The organism is Streptococcus sp. DTU_2020_1001019_1_SI_AUS_MUR_006 (assembly GCF_032340315.1).
In the GTDB taxonomy this organism is placed as follows: domain Bacteria; phylum Bacillota; class Bacilli; order Lactobacillales; family Streptococcaceae; genus Streptococcus.
Genome location: NZ_CP135436.1, coordinates 797,840 through 822,500 on the forward strand (window position 1 = coordinate 797,840; position 24,661 = coordinate 822,500).

11 protein-coding genes, 2 tRNA genes, 1 rRNA gene, 1 other RNA gene and 1 pseudogene are annotated in these 24,661 nt (G+C 41.2%); 10 read left to right on the plus strand and 6 right to left on the minus strand.

Features of this window, described 5'->3' with window-relative positions; all coding sequences use genetic code 11:
* Positions 1 to 188: 188 nt before the first annotated feature.
* Complete coding sequence (locus RRU92_RS04030; RefSeq protein ID WP_315640618.1) at positions 189 to 13,127, plus strand: Rib/alpha-like domain-containing protein; 12,939 nt, start codon at positions 189 to 191, stop codon at positions 13,125 to 13,127.
* Positions 13,128 to 13,649: 522 nt separating this feature from the next.
* Here RRU92_RS04030 and ssrA read toward each other — a convergent pair.
* The 6 genes from ssrA to RRU92_RS04060 form a co-directional block, all read right to left on the minus strand.
* Positions 13,650 to 13,997: a transfer-messenger RNA gene (ssrA, locus tag RRU92_RS04035) on the minus strand.
* A 103-nt stretch (positions 13,998 to 14,100) separates the two neighbouring features.
* Positions 14,101 to 14,682 carry a class I SAM-dependent DNA methyltransferase gene (locus tag RRU92_RS04040; protein WP_248036027.1) on the minus strand — a complete coding sequence of 194 codons (582 nt, stop codon included), beginning with the start codon at positions 14,680 to 14,682 and terminating at the stop codon, positions 14,101 to 14,103.
* Between the two features lie 260 nt (positions 14,683 to 14,942).
* A complete protein-coding gene (locus RRU92_RS04045; protein WP_248036026.1) occupies positions 14,943 to 15,602 on the minus strand; it encodes an amino acid ABC transporter permease in 660 nt (219 codons plus the stop codon).
* A 9-nt stretch (positions 15,603 to 15,611) separates the two neighbouring features.
* Entirely contained in the window at positions 15,612 to 16,289 is a 678-nt protein-coding gene (locus RRU92_RS04050) for an amino acid ABC transporter permease (RefSeq protein ID WP_315640696.1), read from the minus strand.
* Between the two features lie 12 nt (positions 16,290 to 16,301).
* Positions 16,302 to 17,096: a transporter substrate-binding domain-containing protein gene (locus RRU92_RS04055; RefSeq protein WP_281335772.1), complete on the minus strand. Its 795-nt coding sequence runs from the start codon at positions 17,094 to 17,096 to the stop codon at positions 16,302 to 16,304.
* A 10-nt stretch (positions 17,097 to 17,106) separates the two neighbouring features.
* Complete coding sequence (locus RRU92_RS04060; protein ID WP_281335773.1) at positions 17,107 to 17,865, minus strand: amino acid ABC transporter ATP-binding protein; 759 nt, start codon at positions 17,863 to 17,865, stop codon at positions 17,107 to 17,109.
* A gap of 177 nt (positions 17,866 to 18,042) precedes the next feature.
* On the opposite strand from RRU92_RS04060, the gene recJ reads away from it, so the two are divergent.
* From recJ to RRU92_RS04105, 9 genes and pseudogenes are all read left to right on the plus strand, one after another.
* Positions 18,043 to 20,268, plus strand: a complete 2,226-nt coding sequence (recJ, locus tag RRU92_RS04065) for a single-stranded-DNA-specific exonuclease RecJ (protein WP_315640903.1) — start codon at positions 18,043 to 18,045, stop codon at positions 20,266 to 20,268.
* Positions 20,269 to 20,576: 308 nt separating this feature from the next.
* A complete protein-coding gene (locus tag RRU92_RS04070) occupies positions 20,577 to 20,753 on the plus strand; it encodes a hypothetical protein (RefSeq protein ID WP_248036022.1) in 177 nt (58 codons plus the stop codon).
* Between the two features lie 140 nt (positions 20,754 to 20,893).
* Positions 20,894 to 21,046: a 50S ribosomal protein L33 gene (gene rpmG / locus RRU92_RS04075; protein ID WP_001809375.1), complete on the plus strand. Its 153-nt coding sequence runs from the start codon at positions 20,894 to 20,896 to the stop codon at positions 21,044 to 21,046.
* A gap of 9 nt (positions 21,047 to 21,055) precedes the next feature.
* On the plus strand, positions 21,056 to 21,232 hold the full coding sequence (gene secE / locus RRU92_RS04080) for a preprotein translocase subunit SecE (protein WP_001211016.1): 177 nt from the start codon (positions 21,056 to 21,058) through the stop codon (positions 21,230 to 21,232).
* Positions 21,233 to 21,289: 57 nt separating this feature from the next.
* Complete coding sequence (gene nusG / locus RRU92_RS04085; RefSeq protein WP_045763385.1) at positions 21,290 to 21,826, plus strand: transcription termination/antitermination protein NusG; 537 nt, start codon at positions 21,290 to 21,292, stop codon at positions 21,824 to 21,826.
* A gap of 190 nt (positions 21,827 to 22,016) precedes the next feature.
* Positions 22,017 to 22,482: pseudogene (locus RRU92_RS04090) on the plus strand (sigma-70 family RNA polymerase sigma factor).
* 73 nt (positions 22,483 to 22,555) lie between these two features.
* Positions 22,556 to 22,627: transfer RNA gene (locus tag RRU92_RS04095), tRNA-Glu, on the plus strand.
* A 242-nt stretch (positions 22,628 to 22,869) separates the two neighbouring features.
* A 16S ribosomal RNA gene (locus RRU92_RS04100) occupies positions 22,870 to 24,416 on the plus strand.
* A 50-nt stretch (positions 24,417 to 24,466) separates the two neighbouring features.
* Positions 24,467 to 24,539 (plus strand) — tRNA-Ala (locus RRU92_RS04105).
* Positions 24,540 to 24,661: the final 122 nt, after the last annotated feature.

The following is a 24,661-nucleotide window of genomic DNA, read 5'->3' on the forward strand; positions in this document are numbered from 1 at the left end:
ATCGTTTATAAATTATCAAATTTTATAATAATTTTACTAAAAAAAGAGTAAATTTGGAAATGATTTGTACCTAGGATTTTTTTTTTTTCTAAACAAACAAAGTGATTGACTGTTTTGCCTCTATATTTTATAATGGTAACGTATGTAAAACACATGCGACTCTAATAAAAAATAAATAGGAGATAAGAATGTATTTTAATCGTAAAAATGCAGAGCAGAAGAACTGGCGTATGATTAAAAAAGGAAAACATTTCCTTTTTGGTTGTTCGCTTGTTTTTGCGGTCGGAGCTAGCTTAGCTACTCAAACGGTCCATGCAGACACAGCATCGGAATCTACAGTTGAGAGTGGCTCAAAAGCTAAAGAGGCTAAGCCTGGATATGGTGGAGAAACGGGGACTTATGAAGCTCCTGCTGCTGTGGCAGAGACTCAGCCAGCAACAGTTGAAAAAGCAGTGGTAGCGGAAAACACTACTGCTAAAACAGCTAACAAAGAAGCTTTGACCCAGTTGGTCGAAGAAGTGAAAGGCTTGGACAAAGCAGGAAAGACAGAAGACTCTCTTTCTCGCTTGAACACAGCACTTGAACAAGCACAAAATGTTTTGGCAAATGCAGAAGCTAGCCAAGACCAAGTGGATGCAGAGTACACTGCTCTTGAAAAAGCGCTAGCTCAACTTGTTGAAAAAGAAGCTAAAGAAGCGAAAACTGAAGCAACAAGTGAGGTTACAACTGAGGAAGCAGCGCCAGCAGAACCAGTTCGTTCAAGAAGAGGAAAACGTGATCTAGGGTCATCACGTGCAGCAAACCGTTCAGTTGACGGATCAGTCGCTGAAGGTGAATTTGCTGGTGCGGGTGTCAAGCAGTTTCAGTCAGTTCGCTACAGTGTGGATGGAGACACAACAACTTGGACAATTAGTGTTGTACCGCAGCATAAGAATCACCAAGCTGCTGGCTTGGTGGTCGCATCAGATGATACAATTCAAAGTATTACTGTCGTAGATCGTGGGCCTAATGCTGGACGTCTGAATGAGGATTATTACGTTGAGAAAGATTTTGGAAAGCTCCCTGCTATGAGCAATCACAAAGCTTTGGCGTCTCATTATAAATACATTGGTGGAGGAGTTCCTGATTCGCTTACCTATAGTGTAGTGACTAAAGGGACCCGTCACAATCTGTTTGCTCGTTTTGCAACAGCTATTGTAAAAAACTCACTAGAAAATGGTGGGATGAATGGTTCATCAGCTGTTAAAAATCGTACTTCAGACTTCCCAGAAGTCGGTATCAATCTTTCATCAAGACTTGCACCACAACCAGGAGTCAACAACACCTACACCCAAACAAATGACACGATTACAGTGCCTACTATAGCTTCTACAGATACAGTCTTGACAGGTACAGGAACACCAGGTGCCCGCATCAATATTAAGAGTGAGGGTAAAACTGTTAATGATAGTACCGTAGTTGGACAGAACGGACAGTGGTCATTCCCAATTACTATTGGTTTGAATAGTAACGTTACTGGTGGGGCACAGCTGGTTCCTGGGAGTCAAATCAGCGTTAGCCAAACAGTTGGTGGAGTAGAAAGTGCTGCTACACCTGTAAACGTCTCTCTAGGTCACTCAGAGATCGTTCCATCATCTAAATCAAAACAACAAAATAATCTTGTTGAAAATGATAGAAACGTTACCTTGAAAGTACCGCATGATGCAGGAGCAGCTTATTTCAAATTTACGGACGCAGATGGCAATGCTCGAGAAGTTGTGCTTAAACGTGATGCTGTTCCAGGCAACTGGCAAGTAACAAACAGTGCACTTGCAAGTGTTGCTTCAAGTGATCAAGGAGCCCACTACTCAACGATCAACTTGACCTTGAACAAAGATATGAAAGCTGGAACAACAGCACGAGTTATCTCTAACATGAAAGAAGGCAGCTACTCAAGTCTTCAAGGATGGCAATCACGTGACGTTGAAGAAGCTCCAAAAGAAGAGACTCCAGCACCACAGCCACAGCCACAACCACAACCACAACCAGAACCATCAAAACCAAACACTCCAGCAGTGGATAGCGCAACTGCAACTAGTGGTCCAGAAATTGTCAATGACTTGGCAGGTAAAGCAAGTACACCAGCTGATGTAACAGTGAAAGCACCAGCAGGTTCAACTGTTAAACTTTACAACAAAGATGGCGTTGTGATCGGTGAAGCGGTAGCTAACGATCAAGGTGTAGCAACTGTTCACCCTACAAACAGCCTTCCTGAAGGAGAGATTACTGCGACTTCAACACCAGCAGGTGGAACAGAGTCAGCTAAGAGTGCACCGATTACAGTTACAAAAACACCAGTGACTGGTGAAGGTGGAGGAGTTAGTGGTGATAGCTACACTCAACTTATGGTTACAGCGAAACATATTACAGTTTACCCAGGTGATCCTGTCAATGTGACAATTCAAGCAGCAGCATCACCGTCAGTTCAAAAATTTTGGATTCCTAATAATCCTTATTTGGCAACAGGACTAGAATATGTGGGTGATCCTAGTGGTGGTTTCCTGACTACAGCTGGCTCAAATACTTATAGACAGCGTAAGGTGTACTATCGTGGGAACGTTGCTATGACGCAGGCTGCAGGCAGTCGCACTGCTACCTATGCTGTTCAAAATAAAAATGGGAAAGTAGTAACGAGAAATCTTACGATTACAGTCCTCGAGTCAGCTAAGAAGTATGAACCTGTTGCAGGTACAAAAGTAGAAGTTGCTGATCCTAACAAGCTTAGTGAAGATGACAAAAACAAGATTATCGACTCAGTTAAAACTGCTAACTCAAGTCTTCCAGCAGATGCGGCATACAGTGTAGATGAAAAAGGGAACCTTACCATCACTTATCCTGATAAATCAACAGATAAGATTGCAGCAGCATACTTGGTTACACCTGCAAAAGACACCACAGCACCAGACCAACCAGTTGTGAACACAGACCTTACAGGAAAAGCAGGTACTAAGACTCCGGTTGAGGTTACTGCAGAAAAAGGTTCAACTGTTGCCCTTTACGATAAAGATAACAACAAAATCGGTGAAGCAACTGCAGGAGAAAATGGCAAAGCTACAATCACACCAACAGTTGATATTCCAGCAGGTGCTGTAACAGCCAAAGCAACTGATGCGGCAGGTAATACATCAGTAGCAAGTGATCCTAAAGTTGCGACAGATACAACAGCTCCAGCGAAACCAGTAGTGAATACAGATCTAACAGGTAAAGCAGGAACTAAGACACCAGTTGAAGTAAGCGCAGAACCAGGCTCAACTGTTGCCCTTTACGATAAAGACGGCAACAAGATTGGTGAAGGAACAGCTGGTAGCAATGGTAAAGTAACAATTACTCCAAAAGTTGATATTCCAGCAGGTCCTGTAACAGCCAAAGCAACTGATGCAGCAGGTAATGAATCAAAACCAAGTGATGCTAAAGTTGCGACAGATACAACAGCTCCAGCGAAACCAGTAGTGAATACAGATCTAACAGGTAAAGCAGGAACTAAGACACCAGTTGAAGTAACTGCAGAAAAAGGTTCAACCGTAGCCCTTTACGATAAAAACAACAACAAGATTGGTGAAGCAACTGCAGGAGCAAATGGAAAAGCAACGATTACTCCAAAAGTTGATATTCCAGCAGGTAATGTAACAGCCAAAGCAACAGATGCGGCAGGTAACACATCAGTAGCAAGTGATCCTAAAATAGCAACTCCAGCACGTGAAAACGTAGCACCAACAGTAGAGATTCCGTATTCAGATCCAGCTCCAAACAAAAAAGAAGTTTATCTTTATACTGGTGAAGATGCAGACGTTGATATTACCTTTAATGATGATTCTGGAAAAATTAAATCAGCTTCACTTAAAAAAGGTGGAAATATTGCCTTAAATAATATTGATGGGAACCCAGAAAAACAAGATAATGAATTTGGATATACTGTAACAGCGATTAATTCTGAAACTGCTACACCAGCAAAAATTAAAGTAACAGGTCGAGTTTCTGGTCTTGATGATAGATTGCCAAAAACAGAAAACGACTCTTTAGAGCTTGTAACACGTTTTGCCACTGCAACTGATACTGATGGAGCATTAATCAATAATACTGCGGTAAAAACTAAGAAAAATGGAGAGGTTGTTGGTTCTTACTTAACTGACCCAGGTGCAGTAACTTTCGTATTAAAAGCACAAACTAAGAAATATGATATCAAAACTCCAGCATCGGCTGATAAAGTAACCGTATCAGATGCTAACAATGTTACTGATAAAGAGTTTGAAAAAATTAAAGAGAAAGTTAAAGTTGAATATTCTCAAAACAATCCAGATGCACGTTTAGCTGACAAAAAAGGTGAAGAAGTAAAAGATGCTTCAAAAGTTGTTGATAAAGTAGAAAAAGAAGGAAACAAAGTTGTTGTAACCTATAAAGATGGTTCTAAAGATACAAAACCATTGTCAGAATTTGTAAACGTAGCTCCAAAAGTAGAACTTCCATACTCAAATCAAGCTAAGAAAGAAATCTATGTTTATACAGGTGAAAACACTGATTTAACATTCAAAGCATCAGACAACACTGCTGTTAAAGATATGTATGTACGTGGTCCTGGTGGTATTGGAAAAGATAATACGGCAGATTACGGTTTCACAACTGGAAAAATCGAGAATTCAGCAGTCACTCATGGTGATGGTACTGTATCAGGTGCTACAGCTACTATTAAGATGACAGGTGTTACAACACTTAAAGCTCCAAACCATTGGACAAGTTTTGTTGTTGCTAATGACAATGATAATGCACCATCAAATACAGATTTTAATGCATTAGATAAAAATCCGAATGCAACTCAGACTCCAGGATATGTTCACTTTATCGTTAAATCTCAAACAGATAAGTACGATATTGCAACTCCAGCCCCAGCTGATAAAGTTGAAGTAGCAGATCCAACTAACGTAACAAACGATGACTTAGATAAAATCAAAGAAAAACTGAAACTTGAGTACAACAAGAAAAATGATGATGCGAATATCGCAAAAGATACTCCAGTTGATAAAAATGGTAAGATTCAATCAGTCAAAAAAGATGACAAAGGAAATCTTGTAGTAACATATACAGATGGTTCTACAGATACAAAACCATTGTCAGAATTTGTAACTAAAAAACCAGCAACACCAGAAAAACCAACAGATGCAGATAAGAACGAGCCAAAAGCTAAGGACCAAACTGTTAAAGTTGGCGAAGAACCAAAAGCAGAAGATTCAATTGAGAACTTCAAGGGACTTCCAGAAGGAACAACAGCTAAGTTCAAGGAACCAGTAGATACAAAAACACCAGGTGATAAAACACCAACAGTCGTTGTAACCTACCCAGATGGATCAACAGAAGAAGTTCCAGTTAAAGTAACTGTTGAAAAACCAAGTTCAGAACCAACAGATGCAGATAAGAACGAGCCAACACCAAAAGCTCAAACTGTAGACAAAGGAACTGAACCAAAAGCAGAAGATTCAATCGGTAACTTGAAAGATCTTCCTAAGGGTACAACAGTAGCCTTCAAGGAACCAGTAGATACAACAACACCAGGTGAAAAACCTGCGACAGCAGTTGTAACTTACCCAGATGGTTCTAAGGAAGAAGTTCCAGTTAAAGTAACTGTTACAGACCCAAGTTCAAAACCAACAGATGCAGATAAGAACGAGCCAACACCAAAAGCTCAAACTGTAGATAAAGGAACTGAACCAAAAGCAGAAGATTCAATCGGTAACTTGAAAGATCTTCCTAAGGGTACAACAGTAGCCTTCAAGGATCCAGTAGATACAACAACACCAGGTGAAAAACCTGCGACAGCAGTTGTAACTTACCCAGATGGTTCTAAGGAAGAAGTTCCAGTTAAAGTAACTGTTACAGACCCAAGTTCAAAACCAACAGATGCAGATAAGAACGAGCCAACACCAAAAGCTCAAACTGTAGATAAAGGAACTGAACCAAAAGCAGAAGATTCAATCGGTAACTTGAAAGATCTTCCTAAGGGTACAACAGTAGCCTTCAAGGATCCAGTAGATACAACAACACCAGGTGAAAAACCTGCGACAGCAGTTGTAACTTACCCAGATGGTTCTAAGGAAGAAGTTCCAGTTAAAGTAACTGTTACAGACCCAAGTTCAAAACCAACAGATGCAGATAAGAACGAGCCAACACCAAAAGCTCAAACTGTAGATAAAGGAACTGAACCAAAAGCAGAAGATTCAATCGGTAACTTGAAAGATCTTCCTAAGGGTACAACAGTAGCCTTCAAGGATCCAGTAGATACAGCAACACCAGGTGAAAAACCTGCGACAGCAGTTGTAACATACCCAGATGGTTCTAAGGAAGAAGTTCCAGTTAAAGTAACTGTTACAGACCCAAGTTCAAAACCAACAGATGCAGATAAGAACGAGCCAACACCAAAAGCTCAAACTGTAGATAAAGGAACTGAACCAAAAGCAGAAGATTCAATCGGTAACTTGAAAGATCTTCCTAAGGGTACAACAGTAGCCTTCAAGGATCCAGTAGACACAACAACACCAGGTGAAAAACCTGCGACAGCAGTTGTAACTTACCCAGATGGTTCTAAGGAAGAAGTTCCAGTTAAAGTAACTGTTACAGACCCAAGTTCAAAACCAACAGATGCAGATAAGAACGAGCCAACACCAAAAGCTCAAACTGTAGATAAAGGAACTGAACCAAAAGCAGAAGATTCAATCGGTAACTTGAAAGATCTTCCTAAGGGTACAACAGTAGCCTTCAAGGATCCAGTAGATACAACAACACCAGGTGAAAAACCTGCGACAGCAGTTGTAACTTACCCAGATGGTTCTAAGGAAGAAGTTCCAGTTAAAGTAACTGTTACAGACCCAAGTTCAAAACCAACAGATGCAGATAAGAACGAGCCAACACCAAAAGCTCAAACTGTAGATAAAGGAACTGAACCAAAAGCAGAAGATTCAATCGGTAACTTGAAAGATCTTCCTAAGGGTACAACAGTAGCCTTCAAGGATCCAGTAGACACAACAACACCAGGTGAAAAACCTGCGACAGCAGTTGTAACTTACCCAGATGGTTCTAAGGAAGAAGTTCCAGTTAAAGTAACTGTTACAGACCCAAGTTCAAAACCAACAGATGCAGATAAGAACGAGCCAACACCAAAAGCTCAAACTGTAGATAAAGGAACTGAACCAAAAGCAGAAGATTCAATCGGTAACTTGAAAGATCTTCCTAAGGGTACAACAGTAGCCTTCAAGGATCCAGTAGATACAGCAACACCAGGTGAAAAACCTGCGACAGCAGTTGTAACATACCCAGATGGTTCTAAGGAAGAAGTTCCAGTTAAAGTAACTGTTACAGACCCAAGTTCAAAACCAACAGATGCAGATAAGAACGAGCCAACACCAAAAGCTCAAACTGTAGATAAAGGAACTGAACCAAAAGCAGAAGATTCAATCGGTAACTTGAAAGATCTTCCTAAGGGTACAACAGTAGCCTTCAAGGATCCAGTAGACACAACAACACCAGGTGAAAAACCTGCGACAGCAGTTGTAACATACCCAGATGGTTCTAAGGAAGAAGTTCCAGTTAAAGTAACTGTTACAGACCCAAGTTCAAAACCAACAGATGCAGATAAGAACGAGCCAACACCAAAAGCTCAAACTGTAGATAAAGGAACTGAACCAAAAGCAGAAGATTCAATCGGTAACTTGAAAGATCTTCCTAAGGGTACAACAGTAGCCTTCAAGGATCCAGTAGACACAACAACACCAGGTGAAAAACCTGCGACAGCAGTTGTAACTTACCCAGATGGTTCTAAGGAAGAAGTTCCAGTTAAAGTAACTGTTACAGACCCAAGTTCAAAACCAACAGATGCAGATAAGAACGAGCCAACACCAAAAGCTCAAACTGTAGATAAAGGAACTGAACCAAAAGCAGAAGATTCAATCGGTAACTTGAAAGATCTTCCTAAGGGTACAACAGTAGCCTTCAAGGATCCAGTAGACACAACAACACCAGGTGAAAAACCTGCGACAGCAGTTGTAACTTACCCAGATGGTTCTAAGGAAGAAGTTCCAGTTAAAGTAACTGTTACAGACCCAAGTTCAAAACCAACAGATGCAGATAAGAACGAGCCAACACCAAAAGCTCAAACTGTAGATAAAGGAACTGAACCAAAAGCAGAAGATTCAATCGGTAACTTGAAAGATCTTCCTAAGGGTACAACAGTAGCCTTCAAGGATCCAGTAGACACAACAACACCAGGTGAAAAACCTGCGACAGCAGTTGTAACATACCCAGATGGTTCTAAGGAAGAAGTTCCAGTTAAAGTAACTGTTACAGACCCAAGTTCAAAACCAACAGATGCAGATAAGAACGAGCCAACACCAAAAGCTCAAACTGTAGATAAAGGAACTGAACCAAAAGCAGAAGATTCAATCGGTAACTTGAAAGATCTTCCTAAGGGTACAACAGTAGCCTTCAAGGATCCAGTAGACACAACAACACCAGGTGAAAAACCTGCGACAGCAGTTGTAACTTACCCAGATGGTTCTAAGGAAGAAGTTCCAGTTAAAGTAACTGTTACAGACCCAAGTTCAAAACCAACAGATGCAGATAAGAACGAGCCAACACCAAAAGCTCAAACTGTAGATAAAGGAACTGAACCAAAAGCAGAAGATTCAATCGGTAACTTGAAAGATCTTCCTAAGGGTACAACAGTAGCCTTCAAGGATCCAGTAGACACAACAACACCAGGTGAAAAACCTGCGACAGCAGTTGTAACTTACCCAGATGGTTCTAAGGAAGAAGTTCCAGTTAAAGTAACTGTTACAGACCCAAGTTCAAAACCAACAGATGCAGATAAGAACGAGCCAACACCAAAAGCTCAAACTGTAGATAAAGGAACTGAACCAAAAGCAGAAGATTCAATCGGTAACTTGAAAGATCTTCCTAAGGGTACAACAGTAGCCTTCAAGGATCCAGTAGACACAACAACACCAGGTGAAAAACCTGCGACAGCAGTGGTAACATACCCAGATGGATCTAAAGATGAAGTACCAGTTAAAGTAACTGTAAAAGATCCAAGTGCACCAGCTACAGATGCAGACAAGAATACTCCAACAGCGAAAGATCAAACTGTTAAACCAGGTGAAAAACCAAAAGCAGAAGATTCAATTGACAACCTCAAGGATCTTCCTAAGGGTACAACAGTAGAGTTCAAGACACCAGTAGATACAACTACACCAGGTGATAAACCTGCGACAGCAGTGGTAACATACCCAGATGGTTCTAAGGAAGAAGTTCCAGTTAAAGTAACTGTAAAAGATCCAAGTGCACCAGCTACAGATGCAGATAAGAACACTCCAGTAGCGAAAGATCAAACTGTTAAACCAGGTGAAAAACCAAAAGCAGAAGATTCAATTGACAACCTCAAGGATCTTCCTAAGGGTACAACAGTAGAGTTCAAGACACCAGTAGACACAACTACACCAGGTGATAAAGGAACTACAGTCGTTGTGACTTACCCAGATGGATCTAAGGATGAAGTACCAGTTAAAGTAACTGTAAAAGATCCAAGTGCACCAGCTACAGATGCAGACAAGAATACTCCAACAGCGAAAGATCAAACTGTTAAACCAGGAGATAAACCATCTGCTAAAGATTCAATCGGTAATGTCGGAGATCTTCCTAAGGGCACAACAGTAGAGTTCAAGACACCAGTAGACACAACTACACCAGGCGATAAAGGAACTACAGTCGTTGTGACTTACCCAGATGGATCTAAGGATGAAGTACCAGTTAAAGTAACTGTAAAAGATCCAAGTGCACCAGCTACAGATGCAGACAAGAATACTCCAACAGCGAAAGATCAAACTGTTAAACCAGGAGATAAACCATCTGCTAAAGATTCAATCGGTAATGTCGGAGATCTTCCTAAGGGCACAACAGTAGAGTTCAAGACACCAGTAGACACAACTACACCAGGTGATAAAGACGCTACAGTCGTTGTAACATACCCAGATGGATCTAAGGATGAAGTACCAGTTAAAGTAACTGTAAAAGATCCAAGTGCACCAGCTACAGATGCCGACAAGAACACTCCAACAGCGAAAGATCAAACTGTTAAACCAGGAGATAAACCATCTGCTAAAGATTCAATCGGTAATGTCGGAGATCTTCCTAAGGGCACAACAGTAGAGTTCAAGACACCAGTAGACACAACTACCCCAGGCGATAAAGGAACTACAGTCGTTGTGACTTACCCAGATGGTTCTAAGGATGAAGTACCAGTTAAAGTAACTGTAAAAGATCCAAGTGCACCAGCTACAGATGCAGACAAGAACACTCCAACAGCGAAAGATCAAACTGTTAAACCAGGAGATAAACCATCTGCTAAAGATTCAATCGGTAATGTCGGAGATCTTCCTAAGGGCACAACAGTAGAGTTCAAGACACCAGTAGACACAACTACACCAGGTGATAAAGGAACTACAGTCGTTGTAACATACCCAGATGGATCTAAGGATGAAGTACCAGTTAAAGTAACTGTAAAAGATCCAGAGAAGACATCTGATGCAGACAAGAACACTCCAACAGCGAAAGATCAAACTGTTAAACCAGGAGATAAACCATCTGCTAAAGATTCAATCGGTAATGTCGGAGATCTTCCTAAGGGCACAACAGTAGAGTTCAAGACACCAGTAGACACAACTACCCCAGGCGATAAAGGAACTACAGTCGTTGTGACTTACCCAGATGGTTCTAAGGATGAAGTTCCAGTTAAAGTAACTGTTGAAGAACCAAGTTCAACACCAACAGATGCAGATAAGAACGAGCCAACACCAAAAGCTCAAACAGTAGAACAAGGAACAACACCAAAAGCAGAAGATTCAATTGGTAATGTAAAAGATCTTCCTAAGGGCACAACAGTAGCCTTCAAAGATCCAGTAGATACAACAACACCAGGCGAAAAAGATGCGACAGTTGTTGTGACTTACCCAGATGGTTCTAAGGATGAAGTTCCAGTTAAAGTAACTGTAAAAGATCCAAGTGCCCCAGCTACAGATGCAGACAAGAATACTCCAGTAGCGAAAGATCAAACTGTTAAACCAGGAGATAAACCATCTGCCAAAGATTCAATCGGTAATGTAGATGATCTTCCTAAAGGAACAACAGTAGAGTTCAAGACACCAGTAGATACAACAACCCCAGGCGATAAAACACCAACAGTTGTTGTGACTTACCCAGATGGTTCTAAGGATGAAGTACCAGTTAAAGTAACTGTAAAAGATCCAAGTGCCCCAGCTACAGATGCAGACAAGAACACTCCAGTAGCGAAAGATCAAACTGTTAAACCAGGAGATAAACCATCTGCCAAAGATTCAATCGGTAATGTCGGAGATCTTCCTAAGGGCACAACAGTAGAGTTCAAGACACCGGTAGATACAACAACCCCAGGCGATAAAACACCAACAGTTGTTGTGACTTACCCAGATGGTTCTAAGGATGAAGTTCCAGTAACTGTTAAAGTAGTAGATCCAAGCACAGATGCGGATAAGAACACTCCAACAGCGAAAGAGCAAGCTGTAAACAAAGGTGAAACTCCAGACGCTAAGAAATCAATTGGTAATGTAGATGATCTTCCTAAAGGAACAACAGTAGAGTTCAAGACACCAGTAGATACAACAACCCCAGGCGATAAAACACCAACAGTTGTTGTGACTTACCCAGATGGTTCTAAGGATGAAGTTCCAGTAACTGTTAAAGTAGTAGATCCAAGCACAGATGCGGATAAGAACACTCCAACAGCGAAAGAGCAAGCTGTAAACAAAGGTGAAACTCCAGACGCTAAGAAATCAATTGGTAATGTAGATGATCTTCCTAAAGGAACAACAGTAGAGTTCAAGACACCGGTAGATACAACAACCCCAGGCGATAAAACACCAACAGTTGTTGTGACTTACCCAGATGGTTCTAAGGATGAAGTTCCAGTTAAAGTAACTGTAAAAGATCCAAGTGCCCCAGCTACAGATGCAGACAAGAACACTCCAACAGCGAAAGATCAAACTGTTAAACCAGGAGACAAACCAAATGCCAAAGATTCAATTGGAAATGTTAAAGATCTTCCTAAGGGTACAACAGTAGAATTCAAGGATCCAGTGGATACAACAACTCCAGGTGATAAGACACCAACAGTCGTTGTAACATACCCAGATGGTTCTAAGGATGAAGTACCAGTTAAAGTAACTGTAAAAGATCCAAGTGCCCCAGCTACAGATGCAGACAAGAACACTCCAACAGCGAAAGATCAAACTGTTAAACCAGGAGACAAACCAAATGCCAAAGATTCAATTGGAAATGTAGGTGATCTTCCAGAAGGAACAACCGTAGACTTCAAGACACCAGTAGATACAACAACCCCAGGTGATAAAGACGCTACAGTCGTTGTGACTTACCCAGATGGTTCTAAGGATGAAGTTCCAGTTAAAGTGACTGTAAAAGATCCAACTAATAAAGTCGTTAAAGATCCATCGGTAACACCAGTTACAGATCCAAGCAACTTGACTGATGCTGAGAAAGGTAAAGTAGCTGACGAAGTTAAGAAAGCTAATCCAACTGCGAAAGATATCAAGGTTAACAAAGACGGATCAGTAGTTGTAACCTTTGAAGATGGTACAACAGCTGTTATTCCAGCCGATAAGACAGTTAAGAAATCATCAGATAAAGTTAAGGAATCAGATGGAGTTAAGAATCCATCAGTAACCCCAGTTACAGATCCAAGCAACTTGACTGACGCCGAAAAAGCTAAAGTAGCTGACGAAGTTAAGAAAGCTAACCCAACCGCGAAAGATATTAAGGTTAACAATGATGGATCAGTAGTTGTAACCTTTGAAGATGGTTCAGTAGCAGTCATTCCAGCTGAAAAAGCTGTTACAGCTGCTAACCAAGATTCACCTGCTCAAGCACCAGCTAAGAAAGCAGGAGCGAAAGAATTGCCAAATACTGGTACAGAACAATCTAGCGCTTCACTTGCTTTAGCACTTCTTGCAGCAGCAACAGGCGGACTCCTCTTCGCTAAAAAACGTGAGGAAGAAGAGTAAGAAATTACTCAAATAAAGCAAAACTGAGAATCTCAATTCTATGAATTTGCTAGAAAAACCGTAAGAAGAAATTCTTACGGTTTTTTTGATGGATAATGATTAGGAGAAAGGGGAAATGTCAGTCTTACAGATCTTTAAAATGCTAAAAATTCAATTGAATAGCTGTTCAATGTATAGTTGATTGAAATAAGATGTGAACAAAGAGGTTAGGAAAGTCAAATTAAATTCTAAAAATGTTTTAGAATTTATATTGTACTACTCTAAGTTCAATCCACTATATATGCTATTTTTCCCATAGAAGAAAAGTTAATGTTGCCATCTTTCAAGTGTCTTGATGTAACATTGTAAAATTGTATGATGACAGAAAAAACGTTGATATCATCAACGTTTGAAACATAGGAACACCTCACAACTCTTCTTGCCTCTATTATACGACTTTACACAAAGAAAAGCCCTTGGAAACTTGACTTCCAAGGACTTTGTCTTCGTTCTAACGTTGAGAACATCAACGTTTTTTTAATATAATGGAGCCGGTGGGAGTCGAACCCACGTCCAAACACCTGCTAACATATTTGTCTACGACCATAGGTTATGTATTGTTTTAACAGCCCCTCGACACATAACTCAAGCCTAGGAACTGCGAGTCTATAAATCTCTTATCAAACTGCTAGACAAAGCCTGATCGTATCTCGCTAATAATAAGACCTGTCATCAGACACGAGCAATCCGAATCGGGTCACGCCTGCTGGTTTTTAGGCAGCTAGAGCGTAAGAAGTGTTATTTTTTGCAGTTATATTTAACTGGGCGTTTACGTCGCCACACGAGTCGCAAAATATGCCTCATAATGCCTGTCGAATCCGTAACGACCCCAAAAGACAATACAACTATTATACCTTATCTATTGGGAAAATGCAAAAACTGAGTAAAGATTAGCATTTGCTTTGTTTTTAGTGCTTGTCTGATACTCTAAGGGCTAAATATTTTTGCTACTTGTAAGAAATAATTGGGAAGGTTTATGGAGAAAGAGATGGTCTGAGCTGTAGAGTATTTGACTTGTTATTTCCGAGAAACCTTGTTGGCTGAGGCTTTCTTCAAGTTCAGAAATGATAAAACCGTGTGTCTCTCCAGCTGGTAGAGTAAAATCAGCAATAAAGAGTTGTCCGCCATGAGTCAAATGTTCCTTGAACATAGATAGACTGTCATCAAGATTAGGCATATGATGAAGAACTCGACTGACGATAATAAGGTCGAACTCTTCTTCAAGTGGTTCAAGTAATAAATCCTGTTGAATCAAGTATAGGTTTGCAAGTTTTTGACTGTCAATCTTGAGACGAGCTTGCGCAAGCATCTTGTCCGCAATATCAACCAAGGTCACTGATTTAGCTTGTTTGGCAAGAGGAAGGGCGATAAGGCCAGTTCCACCTCCAAAGTCTAGGATTGATTTGTTTGACAAATCAGGCACTTGTTTTATTAGATGCTGGCAAACAAGATCGGCCAGAAATTGATTTTTTGGAGAATCAAATGATTCTGCTCGATGATTAAAATGATGTTCCATATTTCTAGTCTAGCATAGAGTTTGTCAGTTTAACATTTCCTAGCTTATTTTTTAGTAAAGAAATAAGCAAAAAGATTTCTCTCAAAAGGCGGTGGGACAGAAATCGATAGACAAAGTCTCGATTTCGTAGTCCCAGCCCCGCGAGGATGATTAGGAGCATTTTGGAGTCTAAAAGACGAACAAAAAGTTCAATCAGCTACCGCGTCAATGTTTGATTGTTAATAAAAAGTGAGGTCGGGATTTTTTGTCCCAACCTCTTGTTATTCTGCAGCTTGTTGCCAACGTTTTGCTAGAGTCCGTGAAAGGCTTGAAATAGCTAGGTTGAAGCTGAAGTAGATTAGAGCGACCAGGATATATAAGCTGAAAACCTGTTCCGGTTCAAAGTATCGGCCCATGAGAATTTGACTGGCACCAAAAAGCTCTTGGAGGGCGATTACAGAGTATAAAAGACTTGTATCCTTAATCACTGTTACAAATTGAGAGATGATGGCAGGGAGCATCTTGCGGATGGCTTGCGGTAGGATGATGTGATAAAGGATTTGGCGATAGGAGAAACCTTGTGCCATCCCTGCCTCGTATTGTCCTTGATCCACTGCGTTAAGACCACCTCGGATAATTTCAGCCAGAGCTGCAGATGTAAAGAGAGTAAAGGCGGTGATTCCAGCTGGGGTAGATTTCATTTTAAAGACTAAAAAAATAGTGAAAATCCATAGTAAATTAGGAACATTTCGGACAAATTCAATGTAGACACTAGCAAGGATTCGTAATAGGGTGTTTTTTCCATTACGCATGACAGCGAGGATGGTTCCAATCAGTGTTGAAAGCGTGATAGCAATCAAAGAGATATAGAGGGTTAGACCAAAACCTTTTAAAATAAAGATGAGGTTGTCTAGACTGAGAACTTCAAGAATACTTTCCATAAAAACCTCCTAAAGTGAATAAGCTTTTTTGTTAGCTTGCTCCATTTTTCGTCCAAATTGGGCTACAGGGAAGCAGAGGGCAAAGTAGAAGAAGGCAGCACCTAAAAAGGCTGGGATGTAGTTGCCGTTGAGTGCGGACCAAGATTTGGTGACAAACATAAGATCAACTCCAGAAATGATAGCTACTGTCGAAGTATTCTTAATCAGGTTGACGACTTGGTTGGTCAAGGGAGGGAGAATGATGCGAAAAGCCTGCGGTAAGATAATCAGGCGCATTGCGTTTGCGTAGGTGAATCCTTGAGAAAGGGCGGCTTCGAGTTGGCCTCTAGGGATAGACTGAATTCCTGATCGAATGACCTCGGCGATATAGGCACCGTGGTAGAGTCCGACGCAAAGAACGGCAGTCCAGTAGATAGGAATCATGATAGTATGGTTACTAATCAGAGGCAAGCCGTAAAAGACAATAACGAACTGAACTAGGAGAGGGGTGTTTTGATAAAATTCGACAAAGATACGAGACAAGATCCGTAAACTACCATGTTTGCTAGTGGATAAGGTACCAAATAGGATGCCCAATAGCATGGCTAGGGTAAAAGAACCTAGAGCAATAGCTATAGTAAAGAGAAATCCGTTAAAAAATTGACCAAAATGTTGAAAATAAGCTGTCCAAGATGATAAATCTATCATGTAGCTACCTCCTTATTCTGCTGAGTGTTTGGAAGGTTTGAGATTGTAGCGACCGTATAACTCCTGCAAGGTCCCATCCTGACTCCATTTGACAACCAATTGATCTAGGTAGTCATTCAGTTGCGTGTTTGATTTTTTGGTTACAATACCATAGTCAGAAGGTTTGAAGCTATCGTCAAGTAGTTCAGTTCTTTTGCTGGTATACCCGGAAAGGATAGAACGGTCTACTGAGAAGGCATCAATCCGATGGGCGTGGAGGGAGGTGATCAATTCAGGATAAGAGCCGAGTTCGACAAATTTAAAGGATAGTCCTTTTTTATTACCTAGCTCTGTAATCAGCTTTTGGGTGATGGATCCTTGTGCGACTCCAATGGTTTTTCCGTTTAAATCTTCAATATCTTTAATCTTACCTGATTTATTTACCAAAAATCCACAGGCGTCTGTATAGTAAGGGCTGGTGAAGTTGTAGAGTTTTTTTCGTTCGTCAGTAATTGTGAAGGTGGCGATATCCATATCCACTTGTTCGTTGTCTAACAGAGGACCTCGAGTTTGAGCAGTAACTGGAACGTAGCGGACCTTGACCTTGAGTTGATCTGCAATCAGTTTGGCTAAATCTGTTTCAATACCTGAGAATTCTCCAGTTTTCGGGTTTTTATAGCCGAAATTAGGGACGTCTTGTTTGACGCCAACAACGATTTCTGCCTTTTTTTGGATATCTGAGATGCTGGTATCTGCTTGAACTGATGTCACAAATCCAATGCTTAAAAGACTGGTAACTACTGTTGCAAGAAAGAAATTCTTTTTCATAGGTGTCTCCTTATTTGACCTTATCACTTTCGTGGTTGATAATCTTGCTGAGAAATTGTTGGGCGCGTGGTTCACTTGGGTGATCAAAAAATGCATCCACATCTGTTGTATCGACCAGGACTTGCCCATCTGCCATAAAGATGATGCGATCAGCTACTTTACGAGCGAAGCCCATTTCGTGTGTGACGATGATCATATTCATGCCGTCGTGGGCTAGTTTTTTCATAACAGCTAGGACATCGCCGATTGTTTCGGGGTCGAGAGCTGAGGTTGGTTCGTCAAAGAGGAGGAGTTCAGGTTTCATAGCTAGACCTCTAGCGATAGCTACTCGTTGTTTTTGTCCGCCTGATAAGGTGGCTGGATAGGAATCTTTCTTATCCCACATATTTACAAATTCTAAATATTTTTGCGCAGTTTTTTGAGCCTCTTTGGGATCAATACCCAGTACTTTAATAGGTGCAAGAGTTACATTTTCTAACACAGTCTTATGTGGATAAAGATTAAAATGTTGGAAAACCATACCTACTTCCTTGCGGAGGGGGACCAAATCCTTTTGGCTAGCACCTGCCACTTGGTGTCCGTTTACCAGGAGACTTCCACTATCAATTGCCTCTAGACCATTGATAGTACGGATAAGGGTTGACTTTCCAGAACCAGATGGTCCAAGTAAAACAACAACTTGGCCTTTTTCAAAACGAAGGTTGATATTCTGGAGTGCGTGGTAGTCTCCGTAATACTTTTCAACAGCTTTAAATTCTACTAAAGTCATAATTCTTCTCCTTTGTGTTAGATTTTGTAACATTGATTCTACAACAAAAGCGTTTTCCTGTCAAATGATATTACAAAAAAATTAGTAAAATTTTGATAAAAGCAAAGCAGATAGAGAAAAACTGGAAATCATGTTATAATAAAACAATAGAATCGTAAGAAAGAGTGGATGATTTTTTTGATAATTCCTACTTATAATTGGCAATTTGCTCCGCAAGTTGAGGATGCGGATTTTACAAAGATAGCTAAGAAAGCTGGTTTGGGACCTGAAGTAGCTCGTTTGTTATTTGAACGAGGCATCAAGGATGAAACTAGTCTGAAAAAATTTTTAGAACCTTCTTTGGAGGATTTGCATGATCCCTACCTTTTAAATGATATGGAAAAGGCAGTGGAGCGGATTCGCCATGCTATTGAGCAAGGGGAACTGATTCTCATTTACGGGGACTACGATGCGGATGGGATGACTTCGGCTTCCATTGTCAAGGAAAGTTTAGAACAGTTAGGCGCTGAGTGCCTGGTTTATCTTCCCAATCGCTTTACGGATGGTTATGGTCCAAATGCCAGTGTCTACAAATATTTTATCGAACAGCAGGGTGTGTCTTTGATTGTGACGGTGGACAATGGTGTGGCGGGGCATGAGGCCATTGATTTGGCTCAGTCTATGGGAGTGGATGTCATTGTGACTGACCACCATTCTATGCCTGAGGTTTTACCAGATGCCTATGCTATTATCCATCCTGAACATCCAGGGGCGGACTATCCTTTCAAGCATTTGGCGGGTTGTGGTGTCGCATTTAAGTTGGCTTGTGCCCTTTTAGAAGAAGTGCAGGTTGAGTTGTTGGACTTGGTTGCCATCGGTACAATTGCCGATATGGTCAGCTTGACGGACGAAAATCGTATCATGGTCCAGTATGGTCTTGAGGTCTTGCGCAACACTCAACGAATGGGTCTACAAGAAATGTTTGAAATTGCTGGGATTTCGAGTAGTGATGTGACAGAAGAAACGGTCGGTTTTCAGTTGGCACCTCGTTTAAATGCCTTAGGGCGCTTGGATGATCCCAATCCAGCTATTGATTTGTTAACTGGATTTGACGATGAGGAAGTGCATGAAATCGCCCTTTTGATTCATCAAAAGAATGAAGAACGTAAGGAAATTGTTCAGTCGATTTACGATGAAGCCAAGGGCATGGTGGATCCTGATAAAAGTGTTCAAGTTTTGGCTAAGGAAGGCTGGAATCCGGGGGTTCTTGGAATTGTAGCTGGGCGCTTGCTTGAAGAACTAGGTCAGACAGTCATTGTACTGAATATCGAAGATGGACGAGCCAAGGGGAGTGCGCGAAGCATTGAAGCAGTCGATATCTTTGAAGCTTTGGACCCGCATCGGGAACTATTTATCGCCTTTGGTGGTCACGCAGGTGCTGCAGGTATGACCCTTGAAGTGGATAAGTTGGAAGTCTTATCTGATCTTTTGGAAGCCTATATTCGAGAAAAAGGTGCAGATGCCCAAGGTAAAAACAATCTATTTTTAGATGAAGAACTGGACTTAGAGATCTTGAGTTTGGAGACAGTGAAAAGTTTTGAACGCCTAGCTCCTTTTGGGATGGATAACCAAAAACCTGTCTTTTATATTCGAGATTTTCAAGTTGAAAATGCTCGCGTTATGGGGGTTGGTAATGCTCATCTCAAGCTGAAAATTTCCAAAGGTGAGGCTAGTTTTGAGGTGGTCGCTTTTGGTCAAGGGAAATGGGCGACTGAATTCTCACAGACCAAGCAATTGGAATTGGCGGTGACTCTCTCTGTCAATCAATGGAATGGACAAACAACCTTGCAGTTGATGATGGTTGATGCCCGTGTAGAAGGTGTCCAGCTCTTTAACATCCGTGGTAAGAATGCCCTGTTACCTGAAGGTGTACCTGTTTTGGACTTTACGCAAGAGTTACCTGATGTGGCCTCTTGTTCAGCTATTGTCGTTAAGAATATCCCTGAGGATATATCCCTCCTTAAGAAAATCTGTCAGGAGCAGGAGTTTTCAGCTCTTTACTTTAAAAATGATATCGCTAAGGCTTACTACTTGACGGGCTATGGCACAAGAGAGCAGTTTGCAAAATTGTATAAAACCATCTATCAGTTCCCAGAGTTCGATATTCGCTATAAACTCAAGGATTTGGCAGCCTATCTCAAGATTGAGCAAATCCTATTAGTCAAAATGATTCAGATATTTGAAGAGCTTGGCTTTGTGACCATTGAAAATGGAGTCATGAGGGTAAATAAAGAGGCTGAAAAGCGTGATATGGCTGAAAGTCAGATTTATCAAAAGCTAAAACAAACTGTTAAAGATCAGGAGATTATGGCGCTTGGAACAGTCCAGGAAATCTATGATTTCTTGATGGAAAAAAGTGAATAGAGATCGAAAGAGTTGGCTTGCTGACTCTTTTTGTTTGCTATCAAAAATCTCATCAATAAAAGGAATTTAGTGCTATAATGAGAGGAGTGAAGGACTGTTGAACATTGTTGAAGAAAGTTATACTCTTCGAAAATCTCTTCAAACCACGTCAGTGTCGCCTTACCGTATATGTGTTACTGACTTCGTCAGTTCTATCCACAACCTCAAAACGGTGTTTTGAGCAACCTGCGGCTAGCTTCCTAGTTTGCTCTTTGATTTTCATTGAGTATTAGTCTCAAAAGTACCAGAGAAGTTAGTCGGAGGAGAAAATGGAAAAAGAGAAGAAAAAGAAATTACTGGCAGAGTATAAGCAGCAACAGAAGAAAGAATTTGAAGCAAGTTTACCGATACCAAGGGAAATATTTTTAGACTTGTTTGATTTTTTAGATCAGGAGTTAGAGTCGCTGACTTGTTATGACGCTTTTCTTTTGAGAAATTATGTTTAAAAGTATTTTGGATAAATCCCTTGGTAAAACAAGTGGAAGTTACTTTGAAAAATTAGTTGAGAAATCACCTTAAAAAATCAAAAACGATTTAACTTGTCAAAGCAGAGGTTTATTGTTATAATAGGTAAGATGGAGGCGTTATGGCACTTAAAAAAGCAAGTCTAGCCTGTGCGGTTTGTGGTTCTAGAAACTATTCGATTAAGATTAGTGGCAATCCAAAACCAACACGCTTAGAAGTAAATAAATTTTGTAAACACTGTGGCAAGTACACCACACACCGAGAAACGAGATAGGAGAAAACGATGCGTTTTATTAAGGATATTTTTAAACTTCTTAAAGAAACAACTTGGCCGACTCGCAAGGAAAGTTGGTTAGATTTTAAATCTATCATGGAATACACTGCTTTCTTTGTAGTGATGATTTATATTTTTGACCAATTGATTGTTAGCGGATTGATTCGTTTTATTAATATTTTTTAAAATAAGCTAAGAAAAAGATCTAGTCGCTGAAATTCTTCAGTTAGGAAAGGAAAAAACATGGATAGTTTTGATAAAGGATGGTTTGTGCTACAAACTTACTCTGGCTATGAAAATAAAGTAAAAGAAAATCTATTGCAACGTGCACAAACATACAATATGCTAGAAAATATTCTACGTGTTGAAATTCCTACACAAACAGTGCAAGTAGAAAAAAATGGAAAGAAAAAAGAAATCGAAGAAAATCGCTTTCCAGGTTATGTTCTTGTAGAAATGGTGATGACCGACGAAGCATGGTTTGTTGTACGTAACACACCAAACGTAACAGGATTCGTAGGTTCACACGGAAATAGATCAAAACCAACTCCACTTTTGGAACAAGAAATTCGCGATATTTTAGTTTCTATGGGTCAAACTGTCCAAGAATTTGATATTGATGTCGAAGTTGGTCAAACTGTTCGTATTATTGACGGAGCTTTCGCAGATTACACAGGTAAGATCACAGAAATTGATAACAATAAAGTTAAGATGATTATCTCAATGTTTGGTAATGATACAGTTGCAGAAGTAAATCTTAATCAGATTGCAGAACTTTAATCAAAAATATTATCAATATAAAATCACAAACAAAGACAACTGTAGAGACAACGGTTGTCTTTTTATCTCTCATCTGTCTTCCTCAATACTTCCTAATACACCTTGGACTCAAAAAAACACAAAACAGAAACCAAAGCCCCTCTTTCCCCCTTTCTCTGCTATACTACAAGCAGAGAAAGGGGGAAAGCAAATGCTTGAAAAGAATTATGAGAAGTTAAAAGGAATTGTTCATAAATGTAGAAAAGACTACTATCTCCACCTGTGGGAGAAAGAGGATTGGGACCAAGAAGGCATGATCTGTCTCCATGAACTTCTAGAACACCATCCAGAATTAGTGGAAGAAGAAAAGAAACTCTACGTCTACTTCAAAACAAAATTTCGCAATCGAATCCTTGATAGCGTCAGAAAACAAGAGAGTCAAAAGCGTCGCCTAGACCGGATGGCCTATGAAGAAGTAGGGGGAGATTAGCCATCGCCTACCAGAAGGAGGATTGTGGTTGGATGACTACTACGCTCTTCATGAATTGTTGGATACTTATAGAAGAAAATTACCAGAAGATAAGCAAGAAGCCTACGAACGCCTCTGGGCAGACGAACGATTTAAAGGCCGCAAAGCCCTTCTCATAGAGCTGAAGGAAACATTACAAGACTTCTAAAAAAAAATTAAAAAAAGGTGTTGACAAAGTAAGAAAAGTCGGTATAATAGTAAGAGTTGAAAATAACAACTCCGGTCCGTTGGTCAAGGGGTTAAGACACCGCCTTTTCACGGCGGTAACACGGGTTCGAATCCCGTACGGACTATAGTATGTTACAGATGAAACACTAGATGAAAAAAATTAAAAAAAGTTTCAAAAAAGTGTTGACAAGCGAAAGCGACTGTGATATACTAATATAGTTGTCACTTGAGAGAAGTGAGTGACAGAGGCCTTTGAAAACTGAACAAGACGAACCAATGTGCAGGGCACTACAACTAAGGTTGTAGTACTGAACAATGAAAAAAACAATAAATCTGTCAGTGACAGAAATGAGTGAGAACTCAAACTTTTAATGAGAGTTTGATCCTGGCTCAGGACGAACGCTGGCGGCGTGCCTAATACATGCAAGTAGAACGCTGAAGGAGGAGCTTGCTTCTCTGGATGAGTTGCGAACGGGTGAGTAACGCGTAGGTAACCTGCCTGGTAGCGGGGGATAACTATTGGAAACGATAGCTAATACCGCATAACAGTAGATATTGCATGATATCTGCTTGAAAGGTGCAAATGCATCACTACCAGATGGACCTGCGTTGTATTAGCTAGTTGGTGAGGTAACGGCTCACCAAGGCGACGATACATAGCCGACCTGAGAGGGTGATCGGCCACACTGGGACTGAGACACGGCCCAGACTCCTACGGGAGGCAGCAGTAGGGAATCTTCGGCAATGGACGGAAGTCTGACCGAGCAACGCCGCGTGAGTGAAGAAGGTTTTCGGATCGTAAAGCTCTGTTGTAAGAGAAGAACGAGTGTGAGAGTGGAAAGTTCACACTGTGACGGTATCTTACCAGAAAGGGACGGCTAACTACGTGCCAGCAGCCGCGGTAATACGTAGGTCCCGAGCGTTGTCCGGATTTATTGGGCGTAAAGCGAGCGCAGGCGGTTAGATAAGTCTGAAGTTAAAGGCTGTGGCTTAACCATAGTACGCTTTGGAAACTGTTTAACTTGAGTGCAAGAGGGGAGAGTGGAATTCCATGTGTAGCGGTGAAATGCGTAGATATATGGAGGAACACCGGTGGCGAAAGCGGCTCTCTGGCTTGTAACTGACGCTGAGGCTCGAAAGCGTGGGGAGCAAACAGGATTAGATACCCTGGTAGTCCACGCCGTAAACGATGAGTGCTAGGTGTTAGACCCTTTCCGGGGTTTAGTGCCGCAGCTAACGCATTAAGCACTCCGCCTGGGGAGTACGACCGCAAGGTTGAAACTCAAAGGAATTGACGGGGGCCCGCACAAGCGGTGGAGCATGTGGTTTAATTCGAAGCAACGCGAAGAACCTTACCAGGTCTTGACATCCCTCTGACCGCTCTAGAGATAGAGCTTTCCTTCGGGACAGAGGTGACAGGTGGTGCATGGTTGTCGTCAGCTCGTGTCGTGAGATGTTGGGTTAAGTCCCGCAACGAGCGCAACCCCTATTGTTAGTTGCCATCATTCAGTTGGGCACTCTAGCGAGACTGCCGGTAATAAACCGGAGGAAGGTGGGGATGACGTCAAATCATCATGCCCCTTATGACCTGGGCTACACACGTGCTACAATGGCTGGTACAACGAGTCGCAAGTCGGTGACGGCAAGCTAATCTCTTAAAGCCAGTCTCAGTTCGGATTGTAGGCTGCAACTCGCCTACATGAAGTCGGAATCGCTAGTAATCGCGGATCAGCACGCCGCGGTGAATACGTTCCCGGGCCTTGTACACACCGCCCGTCACACCACGAGAGTTTGTAACACCCGAAGTCGGTGAGGTAACCTTTTAGGAGCCAGCCGCCTAAGGTGGGATAGATGATTGGGGTGAAGTCGTAACAAGGTAGCCGTATCGGAAGGTGCGGCTGGATCACCTCCTTTCTAAGGATAAGGAATGCACATTGGTCTTGTTTAGTCTTGAGAGGTCTTGTGGGGCCTTAGCTCAGCTGGGAGAGCGCCTGCTTTGCACGCAGGAGGTCAGCGGTTCGATCCCGCTAGGCTCCATTGGTGAGAGATCACCAAGTAATGCACATTGAAAATTGAATATCTATATCAAATAGTAACAAGAAAATAAACCGAAAACGCTGTAGTATTAATAAGAGTTTATGACTGAAAGGTCAGAAAAA

What these genes read in the sequence shown, in the direction of transcription:
- RRU92_RS04045 (WP_248036026.1), bottom strand. Translation starts at nt 15,602, where the DNA reads ATGGAAAGTATTCTTGAAGTTCTCAGTCTAGACAACCTCATCTTTATT.
- RRU92_RS04060 (WP_281335773.1), bottom strand. Translation starts at nt 17,865, where the DNA reads ATGACTTTAGTAGAATTTAAAGCTGTTGAAAAGTATTACGGAGACTAC.
- RRU92_RS04070 (WP_248036022.1), top strand. Translation starts at nt 20,577, where the DNA reads ATGGAAAAAGAGAAGAAAAAGAAATTACTGGCAGAGTATAAGCAGCAA.
- RRU92_RS04040 (WP_248036027.1), bottom strand. Translation starts at nt 14,682, where the DNA reads ATGGAACATCATTTTAATCATCGAGCAGAATCATTTGATTCTCCAAAA.
- nusG (WP_045763385.1), top strand. Translation starts at nt 21,290, where the DNA reads ATGGATAGTTTTGATAAAGGATGGTTTGTGCTACAAACTTACTCTGGC.
- secE (WP_001211016.1), top strand. Translation starts at nt 21,056, where the DNA reads ATGCGTTTTATTAAGGATATTTTTAAACTTCTTAAAGAAACAACTTGG.
- RRU92_RS04030 (WP_315640618.1), top strand. Translation starts at nt 189, where the DNA reads ATGTATTTTAATCGTAAAAATGCAGAGCAGAAGAACTGGCGTATGATT.
- rpmG (WP_001809375.1), top strand. Translation starts at nt 20,894, where the DNA reads ATGGCACTTAAAAAAGCAAGTCTAGCCTGTGCGGTTTGTGGTTCTAGA.
- RRU92_RS04050 (WP_315640696.1), bottom strand. Translation starts at nt 16,289, where the DNA reads ATGATAGATTTATCATCTTGGACAGCTTATTTTCAACATTTTGGTCAA.
- RRU92_RS04055 (WP_281335772.1), bottom strand. Translation starts at nt 17,096, where the DNA reads ATGAAAAAGAATTTCTTTCTTGCAACAGTAGTTACCAGTCTTTTAAGC.